Genomic DNA, 8,824 nt, shown 5'->3' with positions numbered 1-8,824 from the left:
GCCAGCGTAACGAATTGCTCGACGTGTCCGACGTGAGCGAAACCATCAACAGCATCCGTGAAGACGTGTTCAAAACCACCATCGACAGCTACATTCCGCCGCAGTCGCTGGAAGAAATGTGGGATGTTCAGGGCCTGGAAGATCGCCTGAAAAACGACTTCGATCTGGATATGCCGATCGCCGAGTGGCTGGATAAAGAACCTGAGCTGCACGAAGAAACGCTGCGTGAGCGCATTATGGCGAAGGCGAAGGAAGATTACCTGCGCAAAGAAGAGGTTGTTGGCGCCGAAATGATGCGCAACTTCGAAAAAGGCGTGATGCTGCAGACGCTGGACTCCCTGTGGAAAGAGCACCTGGCGGCGATGGATTACCTGCGTCAGGGTATCCACCTGCGTGGTTATGCGCAAAAAGATCCGAAGCAGGAATACAAGCGTGAATCCTTCAACATGTTTTCCACCATGCTGGAATCGCTGAAATATGAAGTGATTAGCGTGTTGAGTAAGGTGCAGGTGCGCATGCCGGAAGAGGTTGAGGCTCTGGAGCTGCAACGTCGCGAAGAAGCCGAGCGTCTGGCACGCCAGCAACAGCTGAGCCACCAGGAAGAAAACGCCCTCGCGGTCACCGATCCGAACGCTCCGGCTGTTGCCGAACGTAAAGTAGGGCGCAACGATCCTTGCCCATGCGGTTCCGGTAAGAAATACAAGCAGTGCCACGGCCGCCTGCAAAAGTAAACCGGGCGCAGTGAACGGTTAACGGTAAGGGCTCAGCATGCTGAGCCCTTTTTTTAAGTGGTAACATCTGGAGGATGCGATGAAGCACCTGAACATCGCCGTAGGGATTATCCGTAACCCACAGCAGGAAATCTTCATCACACGCCGCGCCGCCGATTCACACATGGCAGGCTTTTGGGAATTCCCTGGCGGCAAGATTGAGCAGGGCGAAACGCCGGAGCAGGCATTAGGCCGCGAATTGCTGGAAGAAACCGGGATCCAGGCCAATCAGGCACGGTTACTGGAGGTGCTGGAGCACCGTTTCACCGATCGCATCGTGACGCTGAATTTCTATCTGGTGGAGGATTGGCAGGGCGAGCCCTATGGCCGTGAAGGCCAGCCGATGCGTTGGGTGAAGCAGGCCGACCTGCGTGAGGAAGAGTTCCCCGAGGCCAACGTCAGTATCATTAAACTGTTGGTGGCGCAGGCTAGTGCCGCGTAATGCATTTTAGGCCTGGGCTACCAGGCCTAATAACACCACTTTAAAGATCCTTGTCCTCTTCACTCCAATCTTCGCTTTCATTCAGTTCATTATTGCTGGGAATGCGTTTCTCTTCATCGGCCCATTCACCGAGATCGATCAACTGGCAGCGCTTGCAGCAGAACGGGCGATACGGGCTAACTTCCCCCCAAACCACGCCTTTGCCACAGGTTGGGCATTTTACTACGGTCATATTCATTCCTTTCTCCCTCTGATAGTTAAAGGGGGTAATTCAGTGTGTTAGCAGCAGGCCAGCTCAAAGGTCAGACGCTCCGGCACTGTGCCGTTTTCGCTGTCTAGCGGCAGGAAGCGGATGGCATAGCGCGTCTTGTGGCCTGAAATCTGCGGGTAAAGCTGGTAAGCCAGATTGATACGCAAGCGTAACAGATCTGCCCCTTCGGCGTTATCCTGGAAGAAGCCATTGAGGCTGATCTGACTGCGAAACTGCCCAGCCTGGCGCACCAGATCCAACACGATGGTCAGCGCCTGATTCAAGGGTTCCAGGGTTTGCAACCAGTCTGCCACGTCGGCATCACGTTCATGCTGCGCTACGTGCATCCACATATGCAGCGTAGGCAAATCAAAGCTGCAACAGCCGCCAGGGATGCTCAGACGTTGGCGAACCAGGCTGATCAGCCGATCTTCACGCAGCGCCTGGCCCATACGCGGGGCAGACATCAGCGCAGATGCGCAGCCCTTCAACTGGCTGCGAAGCTGATTGACCACCAAGATATCGACACCGGGCATTTCCGCCCACTGCAGTAATTTCTGCTGCTGGCGTTCCAGCTCTTTGAGCAGTTCAGTGCGCACTTCGCCACGTTCCAATACGTCCAGCAGGTCCGCAACGGTACGGAAAAAGGTTAGGGCGATAGCGGTTTCGCTCAGTGCTCTTTGGCCATGCAGCTGTTGTAATAAAAACTCGATCCGCAGCCAGGTGCGCATTTTTTCATTTAACGGGTGTTCAAAGAGAACGGTCGGGGAAGCGTCACTCATTCGGTGTGATCCTGTCGGGTCGCTGAGGTTGCCAGCTCAAGATAGTGTTGATGCAATGCGGCGACATGGGATTCAATTCCCTGTGTGCTACCGCTATTGTCAATGATGTCATCTGCAACGGCCAGGCGTTGTTCGCGCGTAGCCTGTGCAGACAGAATATTCAGCGCCTGCTGACGGCTGATGCCGTCGCGGGCCATGGTTCTGGCTAATTGTGTCTCGCTGTCGACATCCACCACTAAAACGCGGTCGGCACGATCCTGCAGGCCGTTTTCTACCAGCAAGGGGACTACCCATAGTACGTAACAACTCTGTGCGTTGGCTAGTTGACGCTGCGTTTCCCGCTGGATCTGCGGGTGCAGCAACTGGTTTAGCCAGCGCTTTTCATCGGGATCGCTGAAGATCTGCTGACGTAAAGCCGCACGGTTGAGGGATCCGTCCGCCAGCAACATTTCATTACCAAAATGTGCCGCAATGGCGTCCAATGCCGGGGTTCCAGGCTCAACTACCTGGCGAGCAATGATATCTGCATCCACAATGACCACGCCAAAACGTGCAAAGGCGTTGGCAACGGTGGACTTACCGCTGCCGATACCGCCGGTTAATGCCACTAGGTAGGCCATGGTCGAAGGGGATCCTGATATTCAGCAAAAAGAATAAACGAATCATAAAGCGATCGCGCAGAAGTGCAAGCGGGTGCGAATGACTTGCTTCGCGCACGAGCTTTTAGGGCGGTTAAACTGAAAAAGGGCATCGAGAAAATGAGGCGGCAATCACATTGGGGTGTAGCAGGTAAATTTGTGGGATTGTACCGTAAATAAAGGCGAAATCGCAGTCTTGCCGAGCGATTATTAGTGCGTATGATAGCATCACTGGAACTGGCAATAACAATACCCGTCGCCTTTCAAGCTGAAACTTGAAATGCATAGGGTAGTGGTTCGAAATCCCTTTGCGATCCGTCGCCAAAAACCAGGAAATCATAAGTCATGCGTATTGAAGAAGATTTGAAGTTAGGCTTTAAAGATGTGTTGATCCGCCCAAAGCGTTCCACGCTGAAAAGCCGCTCGGAAGTTGAACTGGAGCGCCAGTTTACCTTCAAACATTCAGGTTACAACTGGTCCGGTGTGCCGATTATTGCCGCCAATATGGACACGGTTGGCACCTTCCGCATGGCCGAGGCCCTGGCATCCTTCGACGTTCTCACCGCCGTTCATAAACACTACACCGTTGAGCAATGGGCCGAGTTTGTGCAGCGCTCGTCCGAATCCGTGTTGCGTCATGTGATGGTGTCTACCGGCACTTCTGAAGCCGACTTCGTCAAGATGAAGCAGATCCTGGCTCTCTCTCCGGCGTTGAAATTTATCTGCATCGACGTGGCCAACGGCTATTCCGAACACTTTGTTGCCTTCCTGAAAAAAGCCCGTGAAGCTTGCCCTAGCCATGTGATCTGCGCGGGTAACGTGGTTACCGGTGAAATGGTGGAAGAGCTGGTGCTGTCCGGTGCCGACATCGTCAAGGTTGGGATTGGTCCTGGTTCGGTTTGTACCACTCGTGTGAAAACCGGCGTGGGCTATCCGCAGCTTTCCGCGGTGATCGAATGTGCTGATGCCGCACACGGCCTGGGCGGGCAGATTGTCAGCGATGGTGGTTGTTCTGTACCAGGTGATGTGGCGAAAGCTTTCGGCGGCGGCGCAGACTTTGTCATGCTGGGCGGGATGTTGGCCGGGCACGACGAATGTGAAGGCACCGTGGTGGAAGAGAACGGTGAGAAATTCATGCTGTTCTACGGTATGAGCTCAGAGTCTGCCATGAAACGCCATGTGGGCGGGGTAGCTGGCTACCGTGCCGCGGAAGGCAAAACCGTCAAGCTGCCGCTGCGTGGTGAAGTCGAGTTCACCGTGCGTGATATTCTCGGTGGCCTGCGTTCTGCCTGTACTTACGTGGGTGCAGAGCGTCTGAAAGAGCTGACCAAACGCACCACCTTTATCCGCGTAGCGGAGCAGGAAAACCGCGTTTTCGGCAGCAAATAATTGCCTGACCTGGTAGGGGCGCAATGCTGCGCCCGTATCAAACAGGGCGAAAATAGAGAGCACTACCCCAATACATTCCCCAACTGAAATATCGGCAAATACATCGCGATCACCAACGTACCCACAATCCCGCCAACCACTATCATCAGCAACGGCTCCAGCGTTTGCGCCAGCGTATCGGCGAGCTCATAGGTCTGTTGTTCGTGCCAAAGCGCCAGCTTGTCCAACAGGATATCGAGCGTGCCGGACTCTTCTCCCACCCGCACTAATTGCTGGCACAGCGAAGGAAACAGCGGCTGTTGAGCTAGCGCACTGTGGAAGGGAAAACCTTGGGAGAGTTGCTGTTCGATCGCCGTCAGCGCCTGGCAATAAAACACAATATTCACCGATAACTTTGCAGCGCCTAGCCCTGCCACTAGTGTCAATCCGGCCTGCTGTGTCATCGCCAGAATACGAAACACCTGACTGAGGCAGTTGCCCTTGACCAACGAGGCGATCAACGGGATGCGCAGTAGCATCGCCTGCTCACGTTGTTGCCAATCTGCTAATGGATGCAACCAGCGCCAATAAAATCCTGCCAGCCCAGCCACCGTGATCATCAGATAAGGCCCGGTTGCGAGCAATGCGCTGGACAGTGCCAGCAGCCCTTGAGTAAACCAGGGCAACGGGGCGTCGAAAGATTGATAAATTTTGGCAAACTCTGGCAGCACCATCACCAACATCAGAATGGTGACTGAAATGGCCACCAGGCAGATAAATAGCGGATAGCGCAGCGCCTTCAGCACCTTTTTCTGTAGCTTCTGCTGGGCTTCTTGTTGCTGGGCCAACTGTAGGCAGCAGCGATCCAGATTGCCCGTCAATTCGCCGATAGCGATCAGTTGGCGGTAGATTAGGGGGAAGACGCGATGTTGCTCAGCAATCACTTCGGAAAAGGGCTGCCCCATCGCCACGCTATTGCTGATTTCCAGCAACAGACAGCGCCAGGCGGCCGATTGATGCTCCTGAGCCAGCAGCTGTAGGCTGTTGACCAGCGGTAACCCGGCTTGCAACAGGGTCGCCAACTGGCGGGTGAATTGGATCAGCGGCTCGCCACGCCATTGACGTGCAGAGACCCGTTTCCCCGCCCCCAGTTGGTAAGGCTGTAATCCCTGCTCCAGCAAATGCTGATAGACCTGGTTTTTCTCCTCTGCCAGCAGTTCACCACGGCGAATTCCGCCTTGGCTGTCGATGGCTTGCCAAACAAACAGACGGCGCGTTTTCATGGTGTACTCTCGGCCTGGGTGGTCACCCCGACCACGCGGTACAGCTCCTCCAGAGAGGTTGTTCCTTGGGCGACCAACTCCAGGCCAGCTTGTAGCAGCGTCGCTTGGCCCTGCTGCTGTGCGATATCGGCCAACTGTATCACCGAGGCATTTTGCATCAGGGCGTTTTGGATCTCTGGCGTGATCTTCAGGAGCTCGTAGATGCCGATCCGGCCGTAATAACCGCCAAAGCAATGTTCGCAGCCGGCCGCACGCCATGGGATCAGGGGTTCCGGCCAGAGGGTGGCTGGGAAGTGCAGGATCTCGACTTGTGGATAGCGACAATGGGGGCATAAACGCCGCACCAGGCGTTGGGCGATCACCAGTTTCAGGCAGGCCGCCAGCAGGTAACCGGGAATGCCCATTTGGGTCAGGCGGGTCAGCGTTTCACAGGTGGAGTTGGTATGTAGGGTCGATAACACTAAATGCCCGGTTTGTGCCGCCTTGACGGCAATTTCTGCCGTCTCTTTATCGCGGATCTCGCCGATCATGATGACATCTGGATCCTGGCGCAGCAGGGCCCGTAACACGCGCGCGAAATCCAGATCGGTTTTGCTGTTGATCTGCGTCTGGTTAATACCGAACACCGGGATCTCGATGGGATCTTCGACGCTGCACAGGTTGCTCTGCGCATCGTTCAACTGGCGTAACCCGCTGTACAGCGTCACGGTTTTACCGCTGCCGGTCGGGCCGGTCACCAGGATCATGCCTTGCGGGTTGGAGAGGGCATTGGCATACCATCCGAGCGCTTTCTGGCTCATACCAAGCTGTTCGAGCGGCAATTCCTGGCGATCGGTTTGCAGGATCCTCAGTACCACCTTTTCGCCATGCAGCGTAGGTAAGGTGGAGATCCGCATAGAGAAACTGGCATTATCCAGCTGCACGCTGAGTTGGCCATCCTGTGGCAGGCGGCGCTCGGCGATATCCAGTTGCCCCATGATCTTCAACCTGGCGGTGATCCTGGCCGCCAGCGAAAAGGGGGGAGAGGCGATCGCCTGTAGCACACCGTCAATCCTGAGCCTGACGCGGAACCTCTGCTGATACGGTTCAAAATGCACGTCGGAGGCACGCCGTTGAATGGCGCTACGCAGCGTTTGATTAATAAATTGCACCACCGGAGTGTCGCCGTCGTCGTTAAGCGAGGGGGACTGCTCCTCGCTATTTTCCACGGGTGGCACCAGGGCGAGGGATTGCCGCTGGTTCTGTGCCTGTTCCAGCCGTGCAACGGGCCATTGCTCAATCTCAACGCTTTTGCCGGTGGCGAAACGCAGGGCGCTCACTAGTGCCGCAGGGATTTCACCATGCAGGGCGATAGTCAGCCGTTGCCTGTCTTCGCAGAGTGCCAGTGCCTGATAGCGTTGGCACAGCGCGTGGATTTCATCGCTGATTTCCATGCGGGCTCCTTACTGTGTGGCATCATCAAAACGGAAAACTTCCTGGCAGGTTTCCTGCAGGCTGGTGTTACTGCTGTTGCATTGGCGTGTCCAGCGCATCGGACCGGTGGCGTCTATCGTGGGAGCCAGTGTCACTGTCAGGCCCTGCAGGCTCTGTGCGCCAACCAGGCTGATGGTTCCCCCGGTGACCTGGATACTGCTGACATAACGTGTTGTTACCCCCGCAGGGATCCCCTTGCTGCCTGCATCGCAGCCTGACGGGCCGCCGCCTTCCAGTGCACACAATTCAACTGCCATTTTGTAAGGCACCATGGCCTGCAACATATCGGTCATGGCGGCCTTCTGGATATAGCGCTGATAGGCGGGAATGCCAATGGCGCTGAGGATGGCGACGATGGCAATAACCACCATTAATTCGATCAGGGTAAAACCGCGTTGTGTTTCCATCTGTTGTTTCCTCCGTAGTCATCAGGAGGCAACGTTAAAATGGCCAATAGCGGGTGGCGAGGGGGGAATACGGATTATGCGTGGCTGTTCCACCACAATATGCGCGTGTTACGCCGCGTTGAAAAATAATGCGTAGTGCTTCACAACCGGGAAAGGAACAGTGCTTTTCAATGGCGCAATGCCCGTCAGTTAAGGCAGCCAAACTTCCCTCTCACCTTCACCAGAAGACTGCCTTTCTGGCACTACTACCTCCGCTTGAACCGCCGGCTGGTCTGGACAGTGTCTCATTTCTCCCTAAAATTTTGCTCTCATAAACGATGATTATTCTTACCGACGCAGAATGATCTTATCTGTGGTTTTTTATATGCAATGCGATATCTACAGGCTTTCAATGCTATTTATTGGGTTTTTGACCTTCTTTTTGTAAGAAATATCCTTTATATATTATTCCGTAATATAATTCTTATATAATAATTATCAATCAAATTACCATTGATCTGTTTTAGATATCACGGTATCTTTGCCCTCGCCATAACATGGAAATTAATAGATATCATATATTCTGCGCTTTAATAAAGGCATGGGTTATTGTGCCTTTATATTGAGCGTAGATTCGTTCTATCATTGATGATAGACATGACTAGGGCTGTTTTATTTCACTTTTATATAAGGATGATGTTGTGAAAAAAGTAAACGTTTTTGAAGCAAGTGCAATCGTTGGTGGAACTTGCAATACCTGTAGCGTTGAGTATGTAAACCTTACCCCAAGCACTTGTACTGCTGTTACCACTTGTGTAGACAAAGATGGCAAGGTTGTTAGCGTTGACAGCGCGCCAGTTGCGCTGAACAGCTGTCCTGCGCAGCCATAATGTAAACATTGGTTTCCTGTCTGACAGGAACTGATGCCAGTGCTGGTGCGGTAGGGTTTATCGCACCAGCCTGTTTGATTCTCGTGCATTTTAATGGACTGGGATGTGACTGCTGCAAGGATTATTGCCAGCCTGCCTGACTAAAACAATCAATATCTCTCCGTTATTAAGTGCTAATCGATTTACCCTTATGCATTAAGGTTTGTGGTTATTAGCACGCAACCTTGAAAGATTTTGGGTATATGTAATTTAGGACGCAGCGCTCATGTTCAAAAAGCCCTTTTATCTTTTCGCCTATACCCTTTTAGTTATTATTATATCTTCGCTGATCACCACGGCTTATTTCCACTATTTTGTGCTGAATCAAAACGGTGGTCCTGAACAACAAACTCTGACTATGGTCAGCGAGAGCGATGTTAAAACCAGCCCGATAAACACGGATAATACGATTGTCGAGATCTTCTCTTACGGCTGCCACTATTGCGCCTTGAACGAAGAGAATGTTGCCAAGATGGAAGCGCGGATGCCAGCCGGGACTCAAC

The 8,824-nt window shown here is 53.5% G+C and carries 10 protein-coding genes and 1 pseudogene; 5 read left to right on the top strand and 6 right to left on the bottom strand.

From position 1 onward, the window contains the following. Both ACLQ7H_RS02170 and mutT read left to right on the top strand, forming a co-directional pair. On the top strand, positions 1–731 hold a 731-nt coding region (locus ACLQ7H_RS02170; RefSeq protein WP_411751246.1), incomplete at its 5' end, for an SEC-C metal-binding domain-containing protein. Positions 732–810: 79 nt separating this feature from the next. Next, positions 811–1,212: an 8-oxo-dGTP diphosphatase MutT gene (mutT, locus tag ACLQ7H_RS02165; RefSeq protein ID WP_411751245.1), complete on the top strand. Its 402-nt coding sequence runs from the start codon at positions 811–813 to the stop codon at positions 1,210–1,212. A 40-nt stretch (positions 1,213–1,252) separates the two neighbouring features. On the opposite strand, the gene yacG is transcribed toward mutT, so the two are convergent. The 3 genes from yacG to coaE are packed head-to-tail and all read right to left on the bottom strand — an operon-like array spanning position 1,253 to position 2,864. Next, entirely contained in the window at positions 1,253–1,444 is a 192-nt protein-coding gene (gene yacG / locus ACLQ7H_RS02160; RefSeq protein ID WP_065687083.1) for a DNA gyrase inhibitor YacG, read from the bottom strand. Between the two features lie 47 nt (positions 1,445–1,491). Continuing rightward, positions 1,492–2,244, bottom strand: coding sequence for a cell division protein ZapD (gene zapD / locus ACLQ7H_RS02155; protein WP_411751244.1), 753 nt, complete (start codon positions 2,242–2,244; stop codon positions 1,492–1,494). Next, positions 2,241–2,864, bottom strand: coding sequence for a dephospho-CoA kinase (gene coaE, locus ACLQ7H_RS02150; protein ID WP_411751243.1), 624 nt, complete (start codon positions 2,862–2,864; stop codon positions 2,241–2,243). The genes zapD and coaE overlap by 4 nt, the downstream gene beginning before the upstream one ends. Positions 2,865–3,227: 363 nt before the next feature. On the opposite strand from coaE, the gene ACLQ7H_RS02145 reads away from it, so the two are divergent. Next, positions 3,228–4,271, top strand: coding sequence for a GMP reductase (locus ACLQ7H_RS02145; RefSeq protein WP_411751242.1), 1,044 nt, complete (start codon positions 3,228–3,230; stop codon positions 4,269–4,271). A gap of 62 nt (positions 4,272–4,333) precedes the next feature. Here ACLQ7H_RS02145 and hofC read toward each other — a convergent pair whose 3' ends face one another. From hofC to ppdD, 3 genes are read right to left on the bottom strand one after another with little or no spacing between them, the layout of a single operon-like run. Next, the gene (gene hofC, locus ACLQ7H_RS02140) at positions 4,334–5,533 is read right to left on the bottom strand and encodes a protein transport protein HofC (RefSeq protein ID WP_411751241.1); all 1,200 of its coding nucleotides are present in this window, start codon (positions 5,531–5,533) and stop codon (positions 4,334–4,336) included. Beyond that, the gene (gspE, locus tag ACLQ7H_RS02135; RefSeq protein WP_411751240.1) at positions 5,530–6,966 is read right to left on the bottom strand and encodes a type II secretion system protein GspE; all 1,437 of its coding nucleotides are present in this window, start codon (positions 6,964–6,966) and stop codon (positions 5,530–5,532) included. The genes hofC and gspE overlap by 4 nt, the downstream gene beginning before the upstream one ends. A gap of 9 nt (positions 6,967–6,975) precedes the next feature. Next, positions 6,976–7,413 carry a prepilin peptidase-dependent pilin gene (ppdD, locus tag ACLQ7H_RS02130; protein WP_411751239.1) on the bottom strand — a complete coding sequence of 146 codons (438 nt, stop codon included), beginning with the start codon at positions 7,411–7,413 and terminating at the stop codon, positions 6,976–6,978. Between the two features lie 680 nt (positions 7,414–8,093). Between ppdD and ACLQ7H_RS02125 the strand changes: the two genes are divergently transcribed. Then, positions 8,094–8,282: a DUF4762 family protein gene (locus ACLQ7H_RS02125; RefSeq protein WP_411751238.1), complete on the top strand. Its 189-nt coding sequence runs from the start codon at positions 8,094–8,096 to the stop codon at positions 8,280–8,282. Positions 8,283–8,547: 265 nt separating this feature from the next. Further along, positions 8,548–8,824: pseudogene (locus ACLQ7H_RS02120) on the top strand (thiol:disulfide interchange protein); the annotation flags it as partial.

This window comes from Serratia sp. (in: enterobacteria) (assembly GCF_046715635.1).
Lineage (GTDB): Bacteria > Pseudomonadota > Gammaproteobacteria > Enterobacterales > Enterobacteriaceae > Chania.
The sequence above is the reverse complement of the archived record's forward strand: the minus strand, read 5'-3'. Positions and strand labels throughout refer to the sequence as shown.

Coding starts and splice junctions, on each gene's coding strand:
- mutT (WP_411751245.1), top strand. CDS start 811: ATGAAGCACCTGAACATCGCCGTAGGGATTATCCGTAACCCACAGCAG.
- yacG (WP_065687083.1), bottom strand. CDS start 1,444: ATGACCGTAGTAAAATGCCCAACCTGTGGCAAAGGCGTGGTTTGGGGG.
- zapD (WP_411751244.1), bottom strand. CDS start 2,244: ATGAGTGACGCTTCCCCGACCGTTCTCTTTGAACACCCGTTAAATGAA.
- coaE (WP_411751243.1), bottom strand. CDS start 2,864: ATGGCCTACCTAGTGGCATTAACCGGCGGTATCGGCAGCGGTAAGTCC.
- ACLQ7H_RS02145 (WP_411751242.1), top strand. CDS start 3,228: ATGCGTATTGAAGAAGATTTGAAGTTAGGCTTTAAAGATGTGTTGATC.
- hofC (WP_411751241.1), bottom strand. CDS start 5,533: ATGAAAACGCGCCGTCTGTTTGTTTGGCAAGCCATCGACAGCCAAGGC.
- gspE (WP_411751240.1), bottom strand. CDS start 6,966: ATGGAAATCAGCGATGAAATCCACGCGCTGTGCCAACGCTATCAGGCA.
- ppdD (WP_411751239.1), bottom strand. CDS start 7,413: ATGGAAACACAACGCGGTTTTACCCTGATCGAATTAATGGTGGTTATT.